General features: G+C 60.5%; 18 protein-coding genes and 4 tRNA genes. 13 read left to right on the forward strand and 9 right to left on the reverse strand.

The features are described from left to right. Positions 1–20: 20 nt before the first annotated feature. Positions 21–875, reverse strand: coding sequence for a bifunctional methylenetetrahydrofolate dehydrogenase/methenyltetrahydrofolate cyclohydrolase FolD (folD, locus tag D6Z43_RS02845; RefSeq protein WP_120650283.1), 855 nt, complete (start codon positions 873–875; stop codon positions 21–23). Between the two features lie 263 nt (positions 876–1,138). On the opposite strand from folD, the gene D6Z43_RS02850 reads away from it, so the two are divergent. The 10 genes from D6Z43_RS02850 to D6Z43_RS02895 all read left to right on the forward strand — a co-directional run bounded on the left by D6Z43_RS02850 (position 1,139) and on the right by D6Z43_RS02895 (position 10,370). Continuing rightward, a tRNA-Arg gene (locus D6Z43_RS02850) sits at positions 1,139–1,215 on the forward strand. 34 nt (positions 1,216–1,249) lie between these two features. After that, positions 1,250–1,325: transfer RNA gene (locus tag D6Z43_RS02855), tRNA-His, on the forward strand. A 57-nt stretch (positions 1,326–1,382) separates the two neighbouring features. Continuing rightward, positions 1,383–1,467, forward strand: a tRNA-Leu gene (locus tag D6Z43_RS02860). 119 nt (positions 1,468–1,586) lie between these two features. Further along, positions 1,587–1,662 (forward strand) — tRNA-His (locus D6Z43_RS02865). A gap of 244 nt (positions 1,663–1,906) precedes the next feature. After that, positions 1,907–3,217: a trigger factor gene (gene tig, locus D6Z43_RS02870; RefSeq protein ID WP_120650284.1), complete on the forward strand. Its 1,311-nt coding sequence runs from the start codon at positions 1,907–1,909 to the stop codon at positions 3,215–3,217. Positions 3,218–3,313: 96 nt separating this feature from the next. Further along, complete coding sequence (gene clpP / locus D6Z43_RS02875; protein ID WP_077523795.1) at positions 3,314–3,955, forward strand: ATP-dependent Clp endopeptidase proteolytic subunit ClpP; 642 nt, start codon at positions 3,314–3,316, stop codon at positions 3,953–3,955. A 109-nt stretch (positions 3,956–4,064) separates the two neighbouring features. After that, a complete protein-coding gene (gene clpX / locus D6Z43_RS02880) occupies positions 4,065–5,345 on the forward strand; it encodes an ATP-dependent Clp protease ATP-binding subunit ClpX (protein WP_077523794.1) in 1,281 nt (426 codons plus the stop codon). 133 nt (positions 5,346–5,478) lie between these two features. Further along, the gene (gene lon, locus D6Z43_RS02885) at positions 5,479–7,875 is read left to right on the forward strand and encodes an endopeptidase La (RefSeq protein WP_120650286.1); all 2,397 of its coding nucleotides are present in this window, start codon (positions 5,479–5,481) and stop codon (positions 7,873–7,875) included. 135 nt (positions 7,876–8,010) lie between these two features. Further along, positions 8,011–8,283 carry a nucleoid-associated protein HU-beta gene (gene hupB / locus D6Z43_RS02890; RefSeq protein WP_003087931.1) on the forward strand — a complete coding sequence of 91 codons (273 nt, stop codon included), beginning with the start codon at positions 8,011–8,013 and terminating at the stop codon, positions 8,281–8,283. 212 nt (positions 8,284–8,495) lie between these two features. Then, complete coding sequence (locus D6Z43_RS02895) at positions 8,496–10,370, forward strand: SurA N-terminal domain-containing protein (protein WP_120650287.1); 1,875 nt, start codon at positions 8,496–8,498, stop codon at positions 10,368–10,370. Positions 10,371–10,539: 169 nt separating this feature from the next. Here the strand turns inward: D6Z43_RS02895 and fabI are convergent, their stop codons facing one another. Genes fabI through D6Z43_RS02925 form a run of 6 tightly spaced genes read right to left on the reverse strand, consistent with a single transcriptional unit; the run spans position 10,540 to position 18,742 of the window. Beyond that, complete coding sequence (gene fabI, locus D6Z43_RS02900) at positions 10,540–11,334, reverse strand: enoyl-ACP reductase FabI (RefSeq protein WP_120650290.1); 795 nt, start codon at positions 11,332–11,334, stop codon at positions 10,540–10,542. Positions 11,335–11,354: 20 nt separating this feature from the next. After that, positions 11,355–12,962 (reverse strand): ABC transporter ATP-binding protein, encoded by a 1,608-nt coding sequence (locus tag D6Z43_RS02905; protein WP_120650292.1) that lies wholly within the window; start codon positions 12,960–12,962, stop codon positions 11,355–11,357. Position 12,963: 1 nt separating this feature from the next. Beyond that, complete coding sequence (locus tag D6Z43_RS02910) at positions 12,964–13,983, reverse strand: ABC transporter permease (RefSeq protein WP_120650294.1); 1,020 nt, start codon at positions 13,981–13,983, stop codon at positions 12,964–12,966. A gap of 2 nt (positions 13,984–13,985) precedes the next feature. Then, entirely contained in the window at positions 13,986–15,071 is a 1,086-nt protein-coding gene (locus tag D6Z43_RS02915; RefSeq protein WP_120650296.1) for a microcin C ABC transporter permease YejB, read from the reverse strand. Beyond that, entirely contained in the window at positions 15,072–16,919 is a 1,848-nt protein-coding gene (locus D6Z43_RS02920; RefSeq protein WP_120650298.1) for an extracellular solute-binding protein, read from the reverse strand. It lies immediately after the preceding gene. Beyond that, positions 16,916–18,742: an extracellular solute-binding protein gene (locus D6Z43_RS02925; protein WP_120650300.1), complete on the reverse strand. Its 1,827-nt coding sequence runs from the start codon at positions 18,740–18,742 to the stop codon at positions 16,916–16,918. Before D6Z43_RS02925 ends, D6Z43_RS02920 begins: the two co-directional genes overlap by 4 nt. Positions 18,743–18,978: 236 nt before the next feature. Between D6Z43_RS02925 and D6Z43_RS02930 the strand changes: the two genes are divergently transcribed. Further along, on the forward strand, positions 18,979–20,433 hold the full coding sequence (locus D6Z43_RS02930) for an HDOD domain-containing protein (RefSeq protein ID WP_120650302.1): 1,455 nt from the start codon (positions 18,979–18,981) through the stop codon (positions 20,431–20,433). On the opposite strand, the gene D6Z43_RS02935 is transcribed toward D6Z43_RS02930, so the two are convergent. Together D6Z43_RS02935 and gloB are read right to left on the reverse strand one after the other, a co-directional pair. After that, positions 20,421–22,013 carry a LysM peptidoglycan-binding domain-containing protein gene (locus D6Z43_RS02935; protein WP_120650304.1) on the reverse strand — a complete coding sequence of 531 codons (1,593 nt, stop codon included), beginning with the start codon at positions 22,011–22,013 and terminating at the stop codon, positions 20,421–20,423. The two genes, D6Z43_RS02930 and D6Z43_RS02935, sit on opposite strands and share 13 nt — an antisense overlap. Positions 22,014–22,111: 98 nt before the next feature. After that, on the reverse strand, positions 22,112–22,891 hold the full coding sequence (gloB, locus tag D6Z43_RS02940; protein ID WP_120650306.1) for a hydroxyacylglutathione hydrolase: 780 nt from the start codon (positions 22,889–22,891) through the stop codon (positions 22,112–22,114). 61 nt (positions 22,892–22,952) lie between these two features. On the opposite strand from gloB, the gene D6Z43_RS02945 reads away from it, so the two are divergent. Together D6Z43_RS02945 and rnhA are read left to right on the forward strand one after the other, a co-directional pair. Then, the gene (locus tag D6Z43_RS02945; protein ID WP_120655170.1) at positions 22,953–23,717 is read left to right on the forward strand and encodes a methyltransferase domain-containing protein; all 765 of its coding nucleotides are present in this window, start codon (positions 22,953–22,955) and stop codon (positions 23,715–23,717) included. Beyond that, the gene (gene rnhA, locus D6Z43_RS02950) at positions 23,718–24,161 is read left to right on the forward strand and encodes a ribonuclease HI (RefSeq protein WP_120650308.1); all 444 of its coding nucleotides are present in this window, start codon (positions 23,718–23,720) and stop codon (positions 24,159–24,161) included. The last annotated feature ends 76 nt before the right edge of the window (positions 24,162–24,237 follow it).

A 24,237-nucleotide genomic window follows, 5' to 3' on the forward strand; every position in this document is an offset into this window, starting at 1 on the left:
TTCTTATTTCTGTTTGCGCCTCAGGCGTGGAGCGTTTCAGCGGCGTAGAGGGTGTTTTCCAGCAGGCATGCACGAGTCATGGGGCCGACGCCGCCGGGAACCGGAGTGATCCAGCTGGCGCGCTGTTCAGCTACGTCATATTCCACGTCGCCAACCAGCTTGCCGTCGTCCTGGCGGTTGATGCCGACATCGATGACGATGGCGCCGGGCTTGATCCACTCGCCCTTGACCAGGCCCGGCTTGCCAGCGGCCACTATCACCAGGTCCGCATTGCCCACGTGTCCGGCCAGATCCTTGGTGAAACGATGGGTGACGGTCACGGTGCAGCCGGCCAGCAGCAGTTCCAGAGCCATGGGGCGGCCAACGATGTTGGAGGCGCCCACGACAACCGCGTTCATGCCATAGAGGTTTGCGCCGGTGCTCTCCAGCAGGGTCATGATGCCCTTCGGGGTGCAGGGGCGGAGCAGGGGGATGCGCTGCGCGAGGCGGCCGACGTTATAAGGGTGGAAACCATCTACATCCTTGTCGGGATGGATGCGCTCAAGCAGCTGCGAAGCATCCAGGTGCTCCGGCAGCGGCAGCTGGACCAGGATGCCGTCAATGGCCGGGTCTTCATTGAGGCGGTCGATCAGCGCCAGGAGTTCGGCCTGGCTGGTGCTGGCGGGAAGGTCATGCGCTTCGGAGAGAAAGCCGACTTCCTCGCAGTCCTTGCGCTTATGTGCGACGTAGACCTGGGAGGCGGGATCGCTGCCGACCAGGATCACGGCGAGACCGGGAACGCGAAGTCCCTGCTGGCGACGCTCGGCGACACGTTGGGCTATCTGCTGGCGGAGGCGGGCGGCGATCGTTTTGCCGTCGATCAGTTGTGCGGTCATGACGCTAGATTAACCATCGGGAAGGGCTAAAAAGGGCGCGTATTCTCGCATGGAGGGGCGGGCGGGCAAAGGCGGCTGGTCAGCATTTTCCCGTAAGCTCTTTATCTTTCTGATTTTTTTCAATTTTCCTGTTGACGAGGTGTGGGGCTGGCTATAACATGCGCCCCGCTTGTCGAGCACAGCCTGTCGCTGGGTGAGATGGCAAGGGTGGATCCAGGTGATTCAGCTCAAGCCAAAGCTTTATAGTCTGCTCGCAGATTTAAGCGCCCGTAGCTCAGCTGGATAGAGCATCCGCCTTCTAAGCGGATGGTCGCAGGTTCGAGTCCTGCCGGGCGTGCCACTTGGCACATTTGGCACAAGCAATGCGTAATATGGTGGGCGTAGCTCAGTTGGTAGAGCACAGGATTGTGGCTCCTGGTGTCGTGGGTTCGATTCCCATCGTCCACCCCATATTCGAGAGAACGCCAGGCCGCGCGCCTGGCGTTTTCGTTTCAAGCGTTGCCTCTAGCGGACGTGGTGGAATTGGTAGACACACTGGATTTAGGTTCCAGCGCCGCAAGGCGTGAGAGTTCGAGTCTCTCCGTCCGCACCATGATGTTCGAGTCGTGCTGAATGGCGGATGATCCGCTGGTTCTTGACGATTCTGGTTGTTGAACGGGTTGGTCCCAGTGGACCTCCGTTGCCGATGAAAATCGGTGAATAGGTAATATGGTGGGCGTAGCTCAGTTGGTAGAGCACAGGATTGTGGCTCCTGGTGTCGTGGGTTCGATTCCCATCGTCCACCCCATATTCATGTAGGCGCCAGGCTCAATGCCTGGCGTTTTCATTTCCGGGCCGTGCGGTGCGTCCCGTCGCGGCAGGGAGTTCGAGTCGTTGCCTGTCAGCGAAGCATCCTGATTTCTGTTTCTTCTATCCCTTCCTTTTGCCGGCTGTTTCTGCTGGGTGACTTCTGTAAATCGACCCACTAGAATGCATGCCCTTGATTCTGGGGCCGGAACGGCCGGCTAATGTCTGTGCAACGAGGAATATCCATGCAAGTTTCTGTAGAAAGCACCTCCGCTCTTGAGCGCCGCATGACCATCGGCGTGCCGGCCGAGCGCGTCGAGGACGAAGTGACCAAGCGCCTGCAGCAGACTGCCCGCCGCGCCAAAGTTGCCGGTTTCCGCCCGGGCAAGGTGCCGATGAGCGTCATTCGCCAGCGCTTCGAAGATTCCGCTCGTCAGGAAGTTCTGGGCGATTTGATCCAGTCCTCCTTCTATGAAGCTGTGGTTGAGCAGAAGCTGAACCCGGCTGGCGCTCCGGCCGTCGAGCCGAAAGTGTTCGAGAAGGGCAAGGACCTGGAATACATCGCTACCTTCGAAGTATTCCCCGAATTCCAGGTTGCCGGCTTCGAAGGTATCGCCATCGAGCGCCTGCAGGCTGAAGTTGGCGACTCTGACGTCGACAACATGCTGGACGTGCTGCGCAAGCAGAACACCCGTTTCGAGGCTGTTGAGCGCGCTGCCGAGAATGGCGACCAGCTGAACATCGACTTCGTTGGCAAGATCGATGGCGAAGCCTTCGCTGGCGGTACTGCCAAGGGCACCCCGCTGGTGCTGGGTTCCGGCCGCATGATCCCGGGCTTCGAAGAGGCTCTGGTTGGCGTCAAGGCTGGCGAAGAGCGCGTGATCAACCCGACTTTCCCGGCTGATTACCAGAACCTGGACCTGGCCGGTAAGACCGCCGAGTTCACCGTGACCGTCAACAGCGTTTCCGCTCCCCAGCTGCCGGAGCTGAACGACGAGTTCTTCTCCCTGTTCGGCATCAAGGAAGGCGGCCTGGAAGGCTTCCGCACCGAAGTTCGCAAGAACATGGAGCGTGAACTGCGTCAGGCCACCAAGTCCAAGGTGAAGAACCAGGTAATGGACGGCCTGCTGGCTGCCAACCCGGTTGAGGTTCCGAAGGCCCTGATCGGTAACGAAGTCAACCGTCTGCGCGTGCAGGCTGTTCAGCAGTTCGGTGGCAATATCAACCCTGAGCAACTGCCGGCTGAGCTGTTCGAAGAGCAAGCCAAACGTCGTGTCGTGCTGGGTCTGATCGTCGCTGAAGTGGTCAAGCAGTTCGAGCTGAAGCCTGACGAAGCCCGCGTGCGTGAGCTGATCGAAGAGATGGCTTCCGCTTACCAGGAGCCGGAACAAGTCGTGGCCTGGTACTACAAGAACGACCAGCAGCTGAACGAAGTCCGTTCTGTTGTGCTGGAAGAACAAGTTGTAGATACTGTCCTGCAGAAGGCCAACGTTACCGATAAAGCGGTTTCCTACGAAGAGGCAGTCAAGCCGGCAGAAGCTCCGCAAGCCGACTGATTGTTCCGCCTCCTTCGAGTACACCATAAGCCAGCCTCCGAGCTGGCTTATGCGTCTTTAAGACATGACTATTCAATTAGGGAGTGATCGCAGGACATGTCCCGCAATTCTTTTATGCAGCAAATGCCTGACATCCAAGCCGCTGGCGGCTTGGTGCCGATGGTGATCGAGCAGTCCGCCCGTGGTGAGCGCGCCTACGACATCTACTCGCGCCTGTTGAAGGAGCGCGTAATTTTCCTGGTGGGCCCGGTCGAGGACTACATGGCCAATTTGGTGGTGGCGCAGCTTCTGTTCCTCGAGGCTGAGAACCCCGACAAGGACATCCAACTCTACATTAACTCTCCGGGTGGTTCGGTTACCGCCGGCATGTCGATCTACGACACCATGCAATTCATCAAACCCGACGTTTCGACCCTTTGCATTGGTCAGGCGTGCAGCATGGGTGCGCTGTTGCTGGCTGGTGGTGCTGCAGGCAAGCGTTACTGCCTGCCGCATTCTCGGATGATGATTCACCAGCCGCTGGGCGGCTTCCAGGGCCAGGCGTCGGATATCGAGATTCACGCCCGTGAAATCCTGACCATCCGCGAGCGCCTGAACAAGATCCTGGCTGACCACTGTGGCCAGCCTATCGACGTGATTGCCCGCGATACCGACCGCGACAACTTCATGAGCGGCGACGAAGCAGTCAAATACGGCCTGATAGATCAGGTGCTCAACAAGCGCCAGATCGCGGGTTAAGCCCATCCGCAGGACCGCGGCCGGAGAATATCCGGCCGTTTCGCGGGGTTGAAAATGCCCGCATTTGCCTTCATCTTGTGTTTCACGCCTACCCGATTGGATCGATCGAATGACTGACACCCGCAACGGCGAGGACAACGGCAAGCTGCTTTATTGCTCCTTCTGCGGCAAAAGCCAGCACGAAGTGCGCAAACTGATTGCCGGTCCCTCCGTATTTATCTGCGACGAGTGCGTCGACCTGTGCAATGACATCATCCGTGAGGAGGTGCAGGAAGCCCAGGCCGAGAGCAGTGCGCACAAGCTGCCCGCGCCAAAGGAAATCCGCAACATCCTCGACCAGTATGTGATTGGCCAGGAACGTGCGAAGAAAGTGCTCGCGGTAGCGGTGTACAACCACTACAAGCGTCTGAACCAGCGTGACAAGAAAGATGATGTCGAGCTGGGCAAGAGCAACATCCTGCTGATCGGCCCGACCGGTTCGGGTAAGACCCTGCTGGCCGAAACACTGGCTCGTTTGCTGAATGTTCCCTTCACCATCGCCGATGCGACCACCCTCACTGAGGCTGGCTACGTTGGCGAGGACGTCGAGAACATCATCCAGAAGTTGCTGCAGAAGTGTGACTACGACGTCGAGAAGGCCCAGATGGGGATCGTCTACATCGACGAAATCGACAAGATTTCCCGTAAGTCCGATAACCCGTCGATTACCCGCGATGTTTCGGGTGAAGGCGTGCAGCAGGCGTTACTGAAGCTGATCGAGGGCACCGTTGCCTCAGTTCCTCCGCAGGGTGGACGCAAGCATCCGCAGCAGGAGTTCCTGCAGGTCGACACCCGCAACATCCTGTTTATCTGTGGTGGTGCGTTTGCCGGGCTGGAGAAAGTAATCCAGAACCGTTCCACTAGAGGTGGCATCGGCTTCAACGCAGAGGTTCGAAGCAAGGACCTGGGCAAGAAGGTGGGTGAGGCTCTCCGCGAAGTCGAGCCGGAAGATCTGGTGAAATTCGGCCTGATCCCCGAGTTCGTCGGCCGTCTGCCAGTCATCGCTACTCTCGACGAGCTGGACGAAGCTGCGCTGATGCAGATTCTCACCGAGCCGAAGAATGCGCTGACCAAGCAGTACACCAAACTGTTCGAAATGGAAGGTGTAGACCTCGAGTTCCGTCCCGATGCTCTCAAGGCCGTTGCCCATCGTGCGCTCGAGCGCAAGACTGGTGCTCGTGGCCTGCGTTCCATCCTCGAAGGAATTCTGCTCGACACCATGTATGAGATTCCCTCTCAAACAGATGTAAGCAAGGTAGTCATCGACGAAAGTGTCATCGAAGGATCGTCCAAGCCTCTGTTGATCTACGAGAACAACGAGCAGCCTGCTAAGGCGGCGCCTGACGCTTGATGAAACAAAGGGGCCTGCGGGCCCCTTTGTATTTCCTGCCTCAAAGCTTGTTTTTTCCCGGGCCTAACCCCATCTTAGGGCCAAGGGTTTTCCCATCTGTTTACGGCCTTAGGGCCGCCGTAGAGCTGATACCATGAATACGACTGCTGAATTACCTCTCCTGCCATTGCGCGATGTCGTCGTCTATCCGCACATGGTCATCCCGCTTTTCGTAGGGCGTGAGAAATCCATCGAAGCACTCGAGGCTGCGATGACGGGGGACAAGCAGATTCTCCTGGTTGCCCAGAAGAACCCCGCCGATGACGATCCGGGCGAAGACGCCCTGTATCGCATGGGCACCGTCGCCACTGTGCTCCAGTTGCTGAAACTGCCGGACGGTACCGTGAAGGTGCTGGTTGAGGGCGAGCAGCGTGGCTCGATCGAACGTTTCATCGAAGTGGATGGGCATTGCCGCGCCGAAGTCAGTCTGGTCGATGAAGTCGATGCGGGCGAACGCGAATCCGAAGTATTCATCCGCAGCTTGCTCAGCCAGTTCGAACAGTATGTGCAGCTGGGCAAGAAAGTGCCTTCCGAGGTGCTCTCCTCGCTGAACAGCATCGACGAGCCGGGCCGTCTGGTGGACACCATGGCTGCTCATATGGCGCTCAAGATTGAGCAGAAGCAGGAAATTCTCGAGCTGACTGATCTATCCGAGCGCGTTGAGCATGTGCTGGCGTTGCTGGATGCCGAAATAGACTTGTTGCAGGTCGAGAAGCGCATTCGTGGTCGCGTCAAGAAGCAGATGGAGCGCAGCCAGCGTGAGTACTACCTGAATGAGCAGATGAAGGCCATTCAGAAGGAGCTGGGCGACATCGATGAAGGTCACAACGAAGTCGAAGAGCTGAAGAAGCGCATCGACAACGCCGGCCTGACCAAGGAGGCAATGGCCAAGGCCAATGCCGAGCTGAACAAGCTGAAGCAGATGTCGCCGATGTCTGCTGAAGCGACTGTAGTGCGCTCCTACATCGATTGGCTGGTCAATGTGCCGTGGAAGGCCGAGAGCAAGGTTCGCCTGGACTTGGCCAAGGCCGAAGACATCCTCGATGCCGACCATTACGGTCTGGATGAGGTCAAGGAGCGTATCCTTGAATACCTCGCCGTGCAGAAGCGCGTGAAGAAGGTAAAAGGCCCCGTACTTTGCCTGGTTGGCCCGCCCGGCGTGGGCAAGACCTCACTGGCCGAGTCCATTGCCCGTGCCACCAATCGCAAGTTCGTACGCATGGCCTTGGGTGGTGTGCGCGACGAGGCTGAAATCCGTGGCCACCGCCGCACATATATTGGTTCCATGCCGGGTCGCCTGATCCAGAAGATGACCAAGGTTGGCGTGCGCAACCCCCTGTTCCTGCTCGACGAAATCGACAAGATGGGCAGCGACATGCGCGGTGATCCTGCGTCTGCACTGCTGGAAGTGCTCGATCCTGAGCAGAATCACAACTTCAACGACCATTACCTGGAAGTCGATTACGACCTCTCGGACGTGATGTTCCTCTGCACCGCCAACTCCATGAACATTCCGGCCCCGTTGCTGGACCGTATGGAAGTGATTCGGTTGCCGGGTTACACGGAAGACGAAAAGGTAAACATCGCGGTCAAGTACCTCGCACCCAAGCAGACCAAAGCCAACGGTCTGAAGAAGGGCGAGCTGGAATTCGACGAGGCAGCCATCCGCGACATCATTCGCTACTACACCCGCGAAGCCGGTGTGCGTAGCCTTGAGCGCCAGATTGCCAAGGTTTGCCGCAAGGCCGTGAAGGAGCATGCCCGTGAGAAGCGCTTCGCTGTACAGGTCACGGCTGAATCCCTCGAGCATTTCCTGGGCGTGCGCAAATATCGCTACGGGCTGGCCGAGCAGCAGGATCAGATCGGTCAGGTGACTGGTCTGGCCTGGACCCAAGTTGGTGGTGAGTTGCTGACCATCGAGGCCGCGGTCGTTCCCGGCAAGGGCCAGTTGACCAAGACCGGTTCGCTGGGTGACGTGATGGCAGAGTCCATTACGGCTGCGCTTACCGTGGTTCGCAGTCGTGCGAAGAGCCTTGGTATTCCCGCCGACTTCCATGAAAAACGCGACATTCACATTCATATGCCTGAAGGGGCCACTCCGAAGGATGGCCCGAGCGCCGGCATCGGAATGTGCACGGCCCTCGTTTCAGCCATGACGCAGATTCCGGTTCGTGCCGATGTAGCCATGACCGGGGAAATCACCTTGCGTGGCCAGGTGCTCGCGATTGGTGGTTTGAAAGAGAAGTTACTGGCTGCGCATCGTGGTGGAATCAAGACCGTGATCATTCCCGAAGAGAATGTGCGCGATCTCAAAGAAATTCCCGAAAATATCAAGCAAGACTTGGCGATTAAACCGGTTAAATGGATTGACGAGGTCCTGCAAATTGCGCTGCAATACGCCCCGGAGCCCTTGCCCGATGCGGCTCCGGAGATGGTTGCAAAGGATGACAAGCGCGAGACTGATTCCAAGGAGCGAATCAGCACGCATTAGCCGGGGGGCTTTCTTGACACATTTTTCGAGCCCTTGTTATAAAGCGGCTCTTATGTGTTAGCAGGCCATCCAGCACCCGCTTTGCTTACACCAAACAACTAAGAAACAACTCAACAGAAATAAGGGGACTTAAGAGTGAACAAGTCGGAACTGATTGATGCTATCGCCGCATCTGCTGACATCCCGAAAGCTGTAGCTGGCCGCGCGCTGGACGCAGTTATCGAATCCGTTACTGGCGCTCTGAAGGCTGGTGACTCCGTGGTGCTGGTTGGCTTCGGTACTTTCGCTGTTAAAGAGCGTGCCGCTCGTACTGGCCGTAACCCGCAGACTGGCAAGCCGATCAAGATCGCTGCTGCCAAGATCCCTGGCTTCAAAGCCGGCAAAGCTCTGAAAGACGCCGTCAACTAAGCGTCTTTTGGGCTCTGCCCGACCGGGTCGGGTTCAACCTGACCCGATAGCGGAGCGGTGGAAGCGGAGAGTTTCTTCCTACCACCAGAGAGGTCGAATCTCAGACTCCGCAAGCTACGAGAAGGCGCATCCTTGGATGCGCCTTTCTCATATTCGGATACTCTACCCGCGTTACTCGGCTGCGACTTAATGCGGCCGTTTCTGGGGGACCCATGCTGCAGAACATACGGGACAATTCACAGGGGTGGATTGCCAAAACCATTATTGGCGTAATCATCGCACTGCTGGCGCTGACCGGCTTCGACGCCATTTTCAATGCCACCAGCAATCGCCAGAACGCGGCTGAGGTCAACGGTGACGAAATCACTCTGGACCAGTTGAGCGAAGCTGTGAACATGCAGCGCCGCCAGTTGCAGCAGCAACTGGGCAAGGACTTCGATGCTTCCCTGCTGGACGAAAAGCTGCTGCGCGAAGCCGCGCTGAAGGGCCTGATTGAGCGCAAGCTCCTGCTGCAAGCAGCCGGTGATGCCGATTTCGCTTTCTCGCAAGGCGCCCTTGACCAGCTCATCCTGCAGACGCCGGAGTTCCAGGTGGACGGCAAGTTCAATGCCGACCGCTTCGATCAGGTCATCCGCCAGATGAACTACAACCGCCTGCAGTTCCGTCAGATGCTTGAGCAGGAAATGCTCATCGGCCAACTGCGTGCGGGCTTGGCTGGTAGTGGCTTCGTGACTGATGCGGAAGTTGAAGCCTTCGCTCGCCTGGAGAAGCAGACCCGCGATTTCGCGACCCTGACGCTCAAGGCTGATCCGGCTGCCGTCAGCGTTTCCGATGAAGATCTGAAAACTTATTACGACGCCCATGTCGACCAGTTCAAGAGCGCCGAGCAGGTTGTGATCGAGTATGTCGAGCTGAAAAAGGCTGCCTTCTTCGACCAGGTCGAAGCCAAGGAAGAAGACCTCAAGGCTCAGTACCAGAAAGAGATCAGCAACCTGGCTGAGCAGCGTCAGGCCGCCCACATCCTGGTGGAGGTCAACGACAAGCTCAACGAGGAACAGGCCAAGGCGAAGATCGAGCAGGTCAAGCAGCGCCTGGACAAGGGCGAGGACTTCGCCGCGCTGGCCAAGGAATTCTCCGATGACTCCGGCTCTGCTGCCAATGGCGGTGACCTTGGCTTCGCAGCTCCTGGCGTATATGAGCCTGCCTTCGAGGAATCGCTGTATGCGCTGAAGCAGGGTGAAGTGTCCGCCCCCGTGCGTACCCAGTACGGCTGGCACCTGATCAAGCTGCTGGGCGTACAAGCACCTGAAGTCCCGAGCTTCGAGAGCCTCAAGCCGAAGCTGGAGCACGACATCAAGGCCCAGCAAGTTGAGCAGCGTTTCGTCGAAGTGAGCAAGGAGCTTGAAGACGCCGCGTTCGAGGCTTCCGACCTGGCCCAGCCGGCCCAGGAACTGAAGCTGGAAGTCAAGACCAGCGCACCCTTCGGTCGTGAAGGTGGCGAAGGCCTGACGGCCAACCGCCAGGTCCTCCAGGCTGCATTCAGTCCGGAAGTGCTGGAAGACGGTGCCAACAGCTCGGCGATCGAGCTGGACCCGGATACCGTGATCGTCCTGCGCGTCAAGGAGCACAAGAAGCCTGAGCAGCTTGGCCTGGATAAGGTCGGTGACAGCATTCGTCAGCATCTGATGGGCCAGAAGGCAGGCGAAGCCGCCAAGGCTAAGGGTGATGCGCTGATTGCCAGTCTGCGCGAAGGCAAGACCCCGGTTGAGCAAGCTCAGGAAGGCCAATCCTGGAACGTGGTAGAAGCCGCTACCCGCAGCCAGGAGGGAGTCGAGCCTTTGCTGTTGCAGACCCTGTTCCGCATGCCGAAGCCGGCCGCTGCAGACAGGCCTGAGTTCACTGGTGTGAAGCTGAACAATGGCGACTACGTTGTAATTCGCCTGAACGGCGTCAATGTGCCGGAGGAGAAACTCTCCGAGCAGGAAAAGGCGATGTACAGCCGATTCCTTGCTTCGCGCAGTGGCCAGCAGGATTTCGCTGCCTACCGCCGCCAGGTCGAAGAGAAAGCGAAGATCGAGCGTTTCTGATCGATTCGCTGAAGAAGAAGGCCGCTTATGCGGCCTTTTTCTTTTATGCGCCCAGCTTAATAACCGAACCGAACCGATTCGCGAGCAGGGCTCGCTCCTACAGGGTGGACGCGTCGGTGACGGCCACAAAAAAGCCCGCACGAGTGCGGGCTTTTTTTGGGGGCGACTATCAGTCTTCGATATTGCCCATGGCGGTGGTGTTGAAACCACCGTCGACGTACATGATTTCGCCGCTGATGCCCGAGGCCAGATCGGAGCACAGGAAGGCGCCGGCGTTGCCGACTTCTTCGATGGTCACGTTACGGCGCAGGGGGGTCTGCTTCTCGTTGGCGGCGAGCATCTTGCGGAAGCTCTTGATGCCGGAAGCGGCCAGGGTGCGGATCGGGCCGGCGGAGATCGCGTTGACGCGAGTGCCTTCCGGGCCGAGGCTGCCGGCCAGGTAGCGAACGCCTGCTTCCAGGCTGGCCTTGGCCATGCCCATGACGTTGTAGTTCGGCATGGTGCGCTCGGCACCCAGGTAGGACAGGGTCAGCAGGCTGCCGTTGCGGCCTTTCATCAGTTCGCGACCGGCCTTGGCCAGGGCGACGAAGCTGTAGGCACTGATGTCGTGGGCGATGCGGAAACCTTCACGAGTGGTGACTTCGGTAAAGTCGCCGTCCAGCTGGTCGCCAGGGGCGAAGCCAACGGAGTGCACGATGCAATCCAGGCCATCCCACTTCTTGGCGAGGGCCTCGAAGACCGCGACGATTTCTTCGTCCTTGGCCACGTCGCAGGGGAAGCACAGCTCGGCGCTGGAGCCCCAGCCCTCGGCGAACTCTTCCACGCGGCCTTTCAGTTTCTCGTTCTGATAGGTGAAGGCGAGCTCGGCGCCTTCGCGATGCATGGCTGCAGCGATGCCCGATGCGATGGACAGTTTGCTGGCTACGCCAACGATCAGTACGCGCTTACCGGCGAGAAAACCCATGTGCTTTCATCCTCTTCTGGTTAATGGGCAGTTTCCGGAGCCAGGAATGCGGCTTCCAGCAACTGCTTCGTATAGCTGTGCTGTGGGGCAGCGAAGATGGCATCGGCCGGACCCTGTTCGACCACCTGCCCGTGCTTGATCACCATCAGGTGGTGACTCAGGGCCCTGACCACCGCCAGATCATGGCTGATGAACAGGTAGGTCAGGTTGTACTTGGTCTGTAGCCTGCGCAGCAACTCCACTACCTGGCGCTGAACCGTCCGGTCGAGCGCCGAGGTGGGCTCGTCCAGCAGGATCAGTGCCGGTTTCAGCACCAATGCCCGGGCAATGGCAATCCGCTGCCGCTGCCCGCCGGAAAACTCGTGGGGGTAGCGGTGCCGGGTTTCCGGATCCAACCCTACCTCCAGGAGCGCATCGATGATGGCTTGTTCCTGTTCCGCTTCGGTGCCGATACGGTGGATTCGCAGACCCTCTCCGACAATCTGCCCCACGCACATGCGTGGGCTAAGACTGCCGAAGGGGTCCTGGAAGACCACCTGCATCTCGCGCCGGAACGGCCGCACATCCTTTTGCGACAGGCCTTCCAGGGACTGGCCCTGGAAGCGGATGCCGCCCCGGCTGCCAAGCAGCCGGAGAATCGCCAGGCCCAGCGTGGACTTTCCAGAGCCACTTTCGCCCACGATGCCCAGGGTTTGGCCCTGCGGCAGGCTGAAGTTGACGCCGTCCACGGCCTTTACATGATCCACGGTGCGCCGCAGCAACCCCTTCTTGATGGGGAACCACACGCGCAGGTCATCGACCTCCAACAGTGGCGCGCCCTCGGGGTTCTCTGCCGGCCGGCCCGAAGGCTCGGCGCCGAGCAGTTCCTTGGTGTAGGGATGCTGCGGTGCATGGAACAGCTCATCACACGACGCTTGTTCGACGATGCAACCGCGCTGCATGACACATACGCGATGTGCAATTCGCCGAACCAGGTTCAGATCATGGCTGATCAGCAGCAGCGCCATGCCCAGGCGGGCCTGCAATTCCTTGAGCAGTTCGAGAATCTTCAGCTGGACGGTGACATCCAGCGCGGTAGTGGGTTCGTCGGCGATCAGCAGTTCCGGCTCGTTGGCCAGGGCCATCGCGATCATCACCCGCTGCCGCTGGCCGCCAGACAGCTCGTGGGGGAAAGCCTTGAGGCGCTTGTGCGGTTCGGGTATGCCGACCAGCTCCAGCAGCTCCAGGGTCCGCTTCGTGGCGGCCTTGCCTGTCAGGCCCTTGTGCAGGGCGAGCACTTCGTTGATCTGCTTCTCGATGTTGTGCAGCGGGTTGAGCGAGGTCATGGGTTCCTGGAAGACCATCGCGATGCGGTTGCCACGAATGCCCCGCAGTTTGTTCTCGGGTAGTTTCAGCAGGTCCTTGCCGGCGTAGTGGATGCTGCCGCTCGGGTGGCGGGCGAGCGGGTAGGGCAAGAGGCGCAGGATGGAGTGGGCGGTCACCGACTTGCCGGAGCCGCTTTCGCCTACCAGCGCCAGGGTCTCGCCCTTGCGGATGTCGAAATTGATGCCTTCGACTACGCGTTGGGCCTTGTCGCCGCTGACAAACTCGACGGAGAGGTCGCGGATTTCGATCAGGTTCTCGCTCATCTCACTTCCTCGGGTCGAAGGCATCGCGCGCGGCTTCGCCGATGAAAACCAGCAGGGTCAGCATGGCCGCCAGCACCAGGAAGGCGGAGATGCCGAGCCAGGGCGCCTGCAAGTTGGATTTGCCCTGGGCCACCAGCTCGCCGAGGGAGGGCGCTCCTGGCGGCAGGCCGAAGCCGAGGAAGTCCAGTGCGGTGAGGGTGCCGATTGCGCCGGTCAGGATGAACGGCATGAAAGTCATGGTGGACACCATGGCGTTGGGCAGGATATGGCGGAACATGATGGCGCCGTTCTGCATGCCCAGGGCGCGCGCAGCACGCACGTATTCCAGGTTGCGGCCGCGGAGGAACTCGGCCCGCACCACGTCCACCAGGCTCATCCAGGAGAACAGCAGCATGATGCCCAGCAGCCACCAGAAGTTCGGCTGCACGAAGCTGGCCAGGATGATCAGCAGGTAGAGCACCGGCAGGCCGGACCAGATTTCCAGGAAACGCTGCCCGACCAGGTCGACCCAGCCGCCATAGAAGCCCTGCAGGGCGCCGGCGATCACGCCGATGATCGAGCTGAGCAGGGTCAGGGTCAGGGCGAACAGAACCGATACGCGGAAGCCGTAGATTACCCGTGCCAGCACATCGCGGCCCTGGTCGTCGGTTCCCAGCCAGTTGTCCGCCGAGGGCGGCGCGGGGGCCGGCACCTTGAGGTCGTAGTTGATGGTTTCGTAGCTGAACGGGATGGGCGTCCAGATCATGCTGCCGCCCTTGGATTCGATCAGTTCGCGGATATAGGGCGTCTTGTAGTTGGCTTCCAGCGGGAATTCGCCACCGAAAGTGGTTTCCGGGTAGCGCTTGAGGAAGGGGAAATACCACTGGCCGTCGTAGTTGACCGCCAGAGGCTTGTCGTTGGCGATCATCTCGGCACCCAGGCTCAGGACAAAGAGGATCAGAAATAGCCACAGTGACCACCAGCCGCGCTTGTTGGCCTTGAATCGCTCGAAGCGCCGCTGGTTGATGGGGGAGAGGGCCATGCTCAACCCTCCCGGCTTTCGAAGTCGATACGCGGATCGACCAGGGTGTAGGTGAGATCGCCAATCAGTTTCACGACCAGCCCCAGTAAAGTGAAGATGAAGAGCGTGCCGAAGACCATGGGATAGTCGCGGTTCAGGGCTGACTCGAAGCTCAACAGGCCCAGCCCATCTAGGGAGAAGATCACCTCGATCAGCAGGGAGCCAGTGAAGAAGATGCCGATGAAGGCCGACGGGAAGCCAGCGATGATCAGCAGCATCGCATTGCGGAATACGTGGCCGTAGAGCACGCGATTTTCCGACAGGCCCTTGGCGCGGGCGGTGACCACGTACTGCTTGTTGATCTCGTCGAGGAAGCTGTTCTTGGTCAGCAGTGTGAGCGTGGCGAAGTTGCCGATCACCAGGGCAGTCACCGGTAGCGCCAGGTGCCAGAAGTAGTCGGCAATCTTTTCGGTGAAGCTAAGCTCGTCGAAGTTGTTCGAGGTGAGCCCGCGCAGTGGGAACCAGTCGAAATAGCTGCCGCCGGCGAAAAGCACGATCAGCAGGATGGCGAACAGGAAGGCAGGAATGGCATAGCCGACGATGATGGCGGTGCTGCTCCAGACGTCGAAGGCGCTGCCGTGGCGTACCGCCTTGGCGATTCCCAAGGGAATGGACACCAGGTACATGATCAGGGTGCTCCAGAGCCCGAGGGAGATGGACACCGGCAACTTCTCGATGATCAGGTCGATAACCTTGGCGTCACGGAAGAAGCTCGTCCCGAAGTCCAGCTTCAGGTAGCTCGTGATCATCAGCCAGAAGCGTTCCGCGGCGGGCTTGTCGAAGCCGTACATCTTCTCGATCTCGGCCACCAGTTCCGGGTCGAGGCCTTGGGCTCCGCGGTAGTTGGAGCCAGCAGTGGCAACTTCCGAACCACCTCCGGAGATCCGACCGGTGGCGCCGCCCGCGGCGGCATCGAAGCCTTCCAGCTTGGCGATCATCTGCTCGACCGGACCGCCGGGAGCGGCCTGGATGATGATGAAGTTGATCAGCAGGATGCCGAACAGCGTTGGAATGATCAGCAGCAGTCGACGGAGTATGTAGGCGAGCATTTACTGTGCATCCGGCTCGGAGGTGGGTTGCTCAGACTGGCTAGCAGTTTCCGTGCCCGGTTTCTGCCACCAGGTCATCAGGCCGAAGTCATACAGCGGTGTGCTGTCCGGGCGCTGGAAGTGGTTCCAGTAGGCGACGCGCCAGGTATCGACGTAGTAGTTGGGCACCACGTAGTGCCCCCACAGCAGTACTCGGTCCAGGGCGCGAGCGTGTTTCACCAGGCTCTGGCGCGAGTCGGCGCGGATCAGGCCTTCCACCAGTTTGTCGATGGCAGGGTCACGCAGGCCGATGAAGTTGCGGCTGCCGGCGCTGTCGGCACTGCGCGAATGCCAGTACTCCATCTGTTCGTTACCCGGCGAGTTGGACTGGCCCCAGGTGGCGGGAATCATGTCGAAGTCGCGCGAGCGCAGTCGATTGATGTACTGGGATACGTCCACGCGGCGGATCTGCAGGTCTATACCCAGTTCGGCGAGGTTGCGCTTGAAGGGGAGGATCACTCGCTCGAGGTTGGCCTGGGCGGTAAGGAACTCGAAGACCAGGGGCTTGCCGTCCGGGCCAACCATTTTGTCGTTCTCGATCTTGTAGCCGGCGTCCATGAACAGCTGGTAAGCGCGACGCTTTTGTTCACGGATGATGCCGCTGCCATCGCTGACCGGTGGCTGGAATACCTGGCTGAAGACTTCTGCCGGCACTTGGTCGCGCAGCGGTTCGAGAATCTTCAGTTCATCAGCGTCAGGCAGCTCGTGGGAAGCCATTTCCGAGTTCTCGAAGTAGCTGCTCGTGCGTTTGTAGGAGCTGAAGAAGAGTTGCTTGTTCGCCCATTCGAAGTCGAACAGCTGGGCGATGGCTTCGCGCACGCGACGGTCCTGGAATACTGGTCGGCGAATGTTGAAGGCGAAACCTTGCATGCCGGTTGGATTGTGGTTGGGGATAGCTTCCTTGAGGATCTTGCCGGCGCGCAGGGCGGGGCCTTCGTAGCCGGTGGCCCAGTCCTTGGCGGAATACTCCAGGTTGAAGTCGAACTGCCCGGCCTTGAAGGCTTCAAGGGAGACCGACATGTCGCGGTAGTAGTCCACTGTGATGGCGTCGAAATTGTAGTAACCGCGCGTCACTGACAGGTCCTTGGCCCACCAGTCCTTGACCCGCTCGTAGCGGATCGAGCGACCGGCGTCGACCTTGGCGATACGGTAGGGGCCACTGCCTACCGGGGGTTCCATGTTGGTCTTGCCGAAGTCGCGGCCTTCCCAGTAGTGCTTGGGCAGCACCTGGATCTGGCCGATGATCAGCGGCAGCTCGCGGTTGCCTGGATGCTTGAAATCGAAGCGCACACGTTGTTTGTCCTCCGCCTCCACCTTGGCGACGTCCGCATAGTAATGGCGGTACATGGGGTCGCCGTGCTCGACCAGGAGGTTGAAGGTGAAGACCACGTCTTCGGCGGTCACTGGCTGACCGTCATTGAAGCGTGCCTTGGGGTTCAGGTAGAAGCGCACGTAGCTGTTGTCCGGCGCTTTCTCGATCTTTTCAGCCAGCAGGCCGTACTCGGTGAAGGGTTCGTCCGGGGAGTGGAAGGTCAGGCTGTCGTAGATCAGGCCCAACTGGTCGGCTGAATTACCGCGGGGGATGAACGGGTTGAGACTGTCGAATCCGCCAACCCCGGCGAGGCGCAGTATGCCTCCCTTGGGGGCATCCGGATTGACCCAGGAGAAGTTCTTGAAGTTTTCCGGGTACTTGGCCGGCTCATCGTAAAGGGTGATGGCGTACTTCGGCTCGGCGATGGCGAGCCCGGCCAGGGATAGCAGCAGGGCGCCACAGCCTTGCAGGCAAAGGTTGCGTAGCGTTTTGCTCATCGGGCGTTCTCCGTGGGCTTCAGCCACCAGGCGCGCAGGCCCAGGGTGTAGGGCGGCGTGGTGACGAAGGCGAACCGGTTGCGGTACGCCAGGCGGTGATAGTTGATGTACCAGTTGGGGATGCCGTAGTGCTGCCACAGCAGGGTGCGGTCCAGTGCGCGTGCGGCGGCCAGCTGTTCGTCGCGGCTCTGGGCGCCGAGGAGTTTCTCGATCATCTCGTCGGCTACCGGGTTGGCGACGCCCGCATAGTTCTTGCTGCCCTTCACGCCTACCTGGCTGGAATGGAAGTAGAGGTATTGCTCCAGGCCGGGGCTCAGAGTCTGCGGCAGGGTCATGAGGATCATGTCGTAGTCGAAGTGGTCCAGGCGCTGCTTGTACTGGGCGCGATCCACCGTACGCAGGCTGACGTCGATGCCGATGCTGGCGAGATTTTCGCGGTAGGGCTGGAGGATGCGTTCAAGGTTCGGATTGACCAGCAGGATTTCGAAACGTAGCGGCTGGCCACGATCATTTACCAGGCGCTGGCCGGACAACTTCCATCCGGCTCCGGCCAATAGACCCAGGGCACGGCGAAGGGTTTCCCGCGGAATGCCTCGGCCTTCTGTGGTTGGCACCTGGAAAGGCTGAGTGAACAGTGGCTCGGGCAATTCCTGGCGATGCGGGGATAGGAGTAGCCACTCATGCCCCTCGGGCTTGCCCACGGCGCTGAACTCGCTGTTCGGGTAATAGCTGGCGGCGCGTATGTAGGCGTTGTTGAACAGCGTGCGGTTGGTCCATTCGAAGTCGAACATCAGCCCCATGGCTTCGCGGACCTTGCGGTCGCCGAACACTGCGCGTCGGGTGTTCATGAACAGGGCCTGTGTCTGGGTCGGGATCTGGTGCGGAATCTCCGCGCGGATCACATCCCCTCGGGCGATGGCTGGAAAACGATAGCCGTTGGCCCAGTTCTTCGCCTGGTGCTCGATGTAAAAATCGAACTCGCCGGCCTTGAAGGCTTCGAAGGCGACGTTGCTGTCTCGGTAGAACTCCACCTCAACCCGGTCGAAGTTGTACTTGCCGCGGTTGGCTGGAAGCTGTTCGCCCCACCAGTCCTTGACTCGCTCGAACACCAGGCTGCGCCCTGGCCTCACCTGGGTAATGCGATAGGGACCACTGCCCAAGGGCGGCTCGAAGCTGGTCGCCTTGAAGTCTCGGTTCTTCCAATAGTGCTGCGGCAGCACCGGCAGTTCGCCGAGGCGAAGAATCAGCAGCGGGTTGCCGGCGCGTTTGAGCACGAAACGGATGCGGTGGCGGTTGAGGATGTCGACCCGCTTTACTTCCTGAAGGCTGGTGCGGTACTGCGGGTGGCCATTCTTGATCAGGGTGCGGTAGGAAAAGGCTACATCGAAGGCGGTTATCGGCTTTCCATCGTGGAAGCGGGCTTCTTCGCGCAGGTTGAACACCACCCAGCTTCGGTCCTCGCTGTACTCGACGCTCTTGGCGATCAGGCCGTAGCTGGAGGCAGGTTCGTCGCCGGACGGGTCGTACTGGCCGGTGCCCACCATCAGCGGCTCGTTCAACTCGGTCACGCCGTACTGCTGGAAGTTCGGCGTGGACACCGGGCTGGTGCCCTTGAAGGTGTAAGGGTTGAGCGTGTCGAAGGTGCCGAAGGCCATCACCCGCAAGGTGCCGCCTTTGGGAGCGTTGGGGTTGACCCAGTCGAAATGGTCGAAATTGGCGGGGTATTTCAGGGCGCCGAACTGAGCGTAGCCGTGGCTTTCGGTCAGGTTGGCGAAGCAGGGTTGGGCCAGCAGGCCAATGAGCATGAACGCAAGACGACGCATCAGGCGGGGGTCCGATCCATGGATATCGTGTCGGGCATGTGGGTGCTGGCCTCGCTGGCGGGATGGCGCGGGCATCGGGCCGGCGAAATCGTGTCGGGGGTCACGCGCCGCGGGTGTCGGCGGTAACGGCTGGCAAGTACAGTAACAGCTTGTACAGGCAAGAAAAAAGGGCCAGCCTGCGGGTAGCTGGCCAGCATTCTGGCCACCATTCTGAATTTTGCGCAGGGGTGCCAATCTTGGGTGAACGCAGCCATGGTTTGCAGTCATGGATCGACCGCCTCAACGAGGCCGAATTACCCGCTCTGGCCGCGGTGGTGCAGGACCTGCACCAGATGGCCCAACAGGACAAATCCTCCGTTCAGCAGCTGGCAGATGTGCTGCTACGTGACGCGACGCTGACCTCCAAGGTGCTGAAGGTTGCCAACAGCGTCTATTACAACCCGTCCCAGGAAGCCATTCGCACGATCTCCCGCGCCATCGTGCTGATCGGTTTCGAGAACGTGCGCCTGATCGGCCTCTCGGTCAGTCTTATCGACAGCCTGCTGGCTCGAGGCCCGAGGGAGCAGTTACCGGAGATTCTGGCGCGCTCCTTTCACGCGGCGGTACAGGCCCGCAACATTGCCGGCTACCTCCTGGCGCGGAGCCAGGAAGAGGTGTTCATCGCCGCCCTGTTACACAACCTGGGTGAACTGGCGTTCTGGGGCTGTGGTGGCGAGCAGGCTGATGAGCTTGCTGCAGCGCTGGCGCAACCGGGAGTTGATGAAGAGCAGGCAGTGCGCGAAGTGTTGGGCACCAGCTTCCGCCAATTGACCCTGGGTCTGGTCCGCAGCTGGAACCTGGGTGAGCTGGCGAGTCTGGCGCATACCGGCTCCGCCCAGAGTGACCCGGCGGTGAAGGCCGTGAGCCTGGGGGTTCGGATCAGCGAGGCAGCCTTGCAGGGCTGGGACTCAGCCTCCATGACGCAACTTGTAGAGCAACTGGCCGGACTGGTCGGCCTGAGCCGGGAGGAGGCCATGCAGCAGGTGCTGGCCAGTGCCGATGAAGCGGTCAAGGTGGCCACCACATTTGGTGCCAGCAAGCTCTGCCACCTGATACCCCATACCGACCCGGAGCAAATCCGTCTGCAGAGAGAACAGCGCCAGGCGCGGCTGCTGCAACCGGATCTGCTGGTCATGCAGCAGGCCTTGCAGGAACTGGGAATGCTGGTGTCGCGCAAGGCGGACATCAATCTCGTGCTCGATACCCTGCTTCAGGGGTTGCACCAGGGGGCCGGGCTGGAGCGGGTGATGGTTGCAGTGCTGACCGACCAGCGCAGTCGCTTCACGGTGCGTCGGGCGGTGGGCGAGGGCAGCCAGCGCTGGCTCGACGGCTTCGTCCTGCCCGCCGGCCAATCAGAGCAACCCAATCTATTCAGCTACGTATTGCGTGCCCGCGAGACTCTCTGGATGGGTGTGCCCGCGAGTTATAGCCTGAGCGACCTGGTTACGCGGCCGATGCGCGAATGGCTGGGACAGGGGATGTTCTTCATTGCGCCGCTACTGGTGGGCAAGCGGGAGATCGGGGTGATCTACGCTGACTGCCGCCTTTCTGGACGGGCGTTACGGCACGAGCAGTTCGTGGCGTTCCAGCATTTCGCCCAGGCGGCGGGGCGCTGCCTGGAGGCGATGGCGCAGAAGAGTCAGGGCAGGTAGACCGTCAGGGTCTGGCCGGGCTTCAGGGCGCGGTCGCTGCGGGGGTTCCAGCGTTGAAGATGCTTCATCTCAACGTTGAAGCGCTTGGCGATCAGATAGAGGGAATCGCCCTGTTTGACCTTGTAGTAGGTCACTGACTCGCGGCCGTTGCTCTTGGACTTCCCCTTGCTGGTGGCGCTGGCGCTTGCGACCTGGGTGGCGCCGCCTTCAAGTTTCAGCACCTGGCCTGCCTTGAGGTGGTTGCCCTTGAGGTGGTTCCAGCGCTTGATGTCCTGCACAGTCACCTTGTACTGACGGGCGATGGTCGAAAGGTTGTCGCCCCTCTTGACCTTGTGGTTGCGTGCCGGGGTCGGCGCCGGGGCACTGGCGATGTTCTGGAAGAGCGGCTTGTCAGGTTTCAGTCCTGGCTCGACCGGGATGCTCAGCTGCTGGCCTACCCGCAGGTGGTTGCCGGAGAGGCCGTTGATCTCTTTCAGCGTCTTGACCGTGACGTGGTAACGGTTCGCGATGCCATGCAGGCTATCACCGTTGCGCACGCGGTACTGCTGCCAGTCCACCAGCATCTGGGGCTTCATCAGGGCAAGGTTGGCGGTCAGCAATTCGGCCTTGTCGGTGGGGACCAACAGGTGCTGCGGGCCATCCATGGTGATGCGTTTCTTGAAGGCCGGATTGAGCTGGTACATCTCATCGGCGTCCATGTCCGCCATCGCCGCCACGCGAGACAGGTCCAGGCGCTGCTGCTTGACTTCCACTACTTCGAAGTACGGCTCGTTGGCGATGGGGTTCAGGTTCACGCCATAGGCTTCCGGTGCCATCACCAGCTGCGACAGGGCCAGCAGCTTGGGTACGTAGTCCTGGGTTTCCTGGGGGAGCGGCAGGTTCCAGTAGTCGGTCGGCAGGCCGAGCTTCTGGTTGCGCTCGATGGCACGGCTGACGGTACCTTCGCCAGCATTGTAGGCAGCGAGGGCCAGCAGCCAGTCGCCGTTGAACATTTCGTGCAGGCGTTCGAGGTAGTTCAGGGCAGCGTTGGTGGACGCGGTGATGTCACGGCGGCCGTCGTACCAGTTGGTCTGGCGCAGGTTGAAGTGGCGACCGGTCGACGGAATGAACTGCCAGATGCCCACGGCATTGCTTCGCGAGTAGGCGAACGGGTTGTAGGCGCTTTCCACCACTGGCAGGAGGGCCAGCTCAAGGGGCATGTTGCGTTCTTCCAGGCGCTCCACAACGTAGTGGATATAAAGGCTGCCACGGTCGCTGGCGCTTTCCAGGAAGGAGGGCTTGCTCACGTACCAGAGGCGCTGGCGCTCGATGCGTGGGTTGACGCCGATCTCGTCTTGCAGCTTGAAGCCGTTGCGCATGCGTTCCCAGATGTCCTGGGGTTCGCGCTCGGTCTGCGCCTCTTCCAGCCACTGGGCCTGTTGCTGCATGGCCAGTGCGCGGTCGGTGTCGCGGCCCTGGTCATCGTCCTTCTGACCCGTGCCGGAGCAGCCGGCAATCGTGACGGCGCACACCACCACAAGCGCGCGCGCGGCTCGTGCCAATGCATCCAGGTCGAGATTTCTGATCGGCGAAGACAACATTGGCTGTGAGGTTTTTCCGGCAAAAAAGTCCGGCGATTCTAGGAATCGACCTATGGTTGGTCAAGTTTTCACCAATTCGCCAGAGCCTGACCGAGTGCTCAGAATTGGTCTTTCCAGGCTCGAAGGGTCGCGAAGACCTCGGCTGGCGTAGGGTTATCCCGACCCGCCCGCTCGTCGGCCATTTGTTTAACGGATGTTTCAGTCACCCGCAGGAAGGGGTTGGTCGCCAACTCGAGGGCGATGGTTGATGGCAGGCTGATACCGCCTTGCTCGCGCAGCCGGGTGACCTCATCGAAACGCTTGGAAGTGGCATGGTTGCCGGGCTCTACGGCTCTGGCGAAACGCAGATTGCTGAGCGTGTACTCGTGGGTGCAGAAGACCTGGGTGGCCGCCGGCAGCGCCGCCAGGCGATTGAGGGAGTGATGCATCTGCTCCGGCGTTCCTTCGAACAGCCGGCCGCAGCCGGCAGCGAACAGCGTATCGCCACAGAACAGCAGCGGTTGCCTGGTTTCCCCATGGTAGTAAGCGATATGGCCCAGGGTGTGGCCGGGTACTTCGATCACCTGGAACTCCAGTCCCAGTACCTGGACGGTGTCTCCGTCACCAAGCGCTTCGTCGCGGGCAGGAATCTTCTCCTGCACCGGGCCTAGTACGCGGGCGCCGGTTGCATCCTTCAGTCGCGCAACGCCGCCGACATGATCATGGTGATGATGGGTGACCATGATGTCGGTCAGCTTCCATCCGGGATGGGCTTCTAGCCAGGCCAGCACCGGTGCAGCGTCGCCGGGGTCGACCACGGCGCAGTGTCGGGTTGTGTCGTCCTGCAGCAGCCAGAGGTAGTTGTCGGAAAAGGCGGGGAGGGCATCGATCTGGATCATGAAGGGAGTCGCCAAGCAGAGAGCAATGGAGCATCTTAGGGCTCTCATGCAGGAGATTGCCATGACCGAAAAAGCATTCGCCCAAGCCGATGCCGACTGGCTGGAGCTGATCTCCGGGGCCCGCTCCTGGTTCTCCGGTCCCCTCGGTGGCCTGATGCTGTTCGAAGAGCAGCGCTTGCTGGAGGACGAGATGGCGCGCTACTTCGGCGGCTATCTGGTGCACTACGGACCCCGTGCGGAGTTGCCCCCAGGAGCCAAACAAATCCAGCGCTGCGTGCATCTCGGTGCGCCATTGCCCGGCGTGGAGATTGCCTGCGAAGAGTCCGCCTGGCCGCTCAGCGAACACGCCGCGGACGTGGTGGTGCTGCAACACGGCCTGGATTTCTGCCTTTCCCCCCATAGCCTGCTGCGTGAAGCCGCACGCAGTGTCCGTCCAGGCGGGCACCTGATCATCGTCGGGGTCAACCCATGGAGTGCCTGGGGCGTGCGCCACTACTTCGCTCGTGATGCCCTGCGCCGTGCCCGCTGCATCTCGCCGACACGGGTCAGCGACTGGCTGAACCTGCTGGGCTTCGCGCTGGAGAAACGCCGCTTCGGGTGCTATCGTCCGCCGCTTGCTTCGGCCGCCTGGCAAACACGCCTGGCTCGCCTGGAGCGCTGGGGCGCCGCCGGACAAGGGTTCGGTGCGGGCTTCTATCTATTGGTGGCGCGCAAGCTGGTGATCGGCCTGCGGCCACTGCGTCAGGCCCGGCGAGAGCCCATGGGCAAGCTGGTTCCCATGCCGGTGGCTAAGGTCAGCCGGTGCGATTCGAAACATGAGGCTTAAGTGAGCGATCTAGTCGAGATCTATACCGATGGCGCCTGCAAGGGCAATCCTGGTCCTGGCGGCTGGGGCGCCTTGCTGGTGTACAAGGGTGCCGAGCGCGAGCTCTGGGGTGGTGAGCGCGATACTACCAACAACCGCATGGAATTGATGGCCGCCATCATGGGGCTGGTAGCGCTCAAGCGTTCCTGCGAGGTGAAGATCATCACCGACTCCCAGTACGTGATGCAGGGCATCACCGAGTGGATGCCTAACTGGAAGAAGCGCGGCTGGAAGACCGCTGCCAAGCAGCCGGTGAAGAACGCCGACCTCTGGCAAGCCCTGGATGAGCAGGTCAATCGCCACACCGTGCGTTGGCAATGGGTACGCGGCCATACCGGCCACCCCGGCAACGAACGCGCCGACCAGTTGGCGAATCGGGGTGTCAGCGAACTCAACGCCCGTTAGAACCCGTTCACGATCAGTTGGGCGTCAGCCCTGCGGCGTTGAAAAGCAGTCTCGGAAAGTCGCTTGCGGCTAACGC

It is taken from the genome of Pseudomonas sp. DY-1 (genome assembly GCF_003626975.1).
Taxonomy (GTDB): domain Bacteria; phylum Pseudomonadota; class Gammaproteobacteria; order Pseudomonadales; family Pseudomonadaceae; genus Metapseudomonas.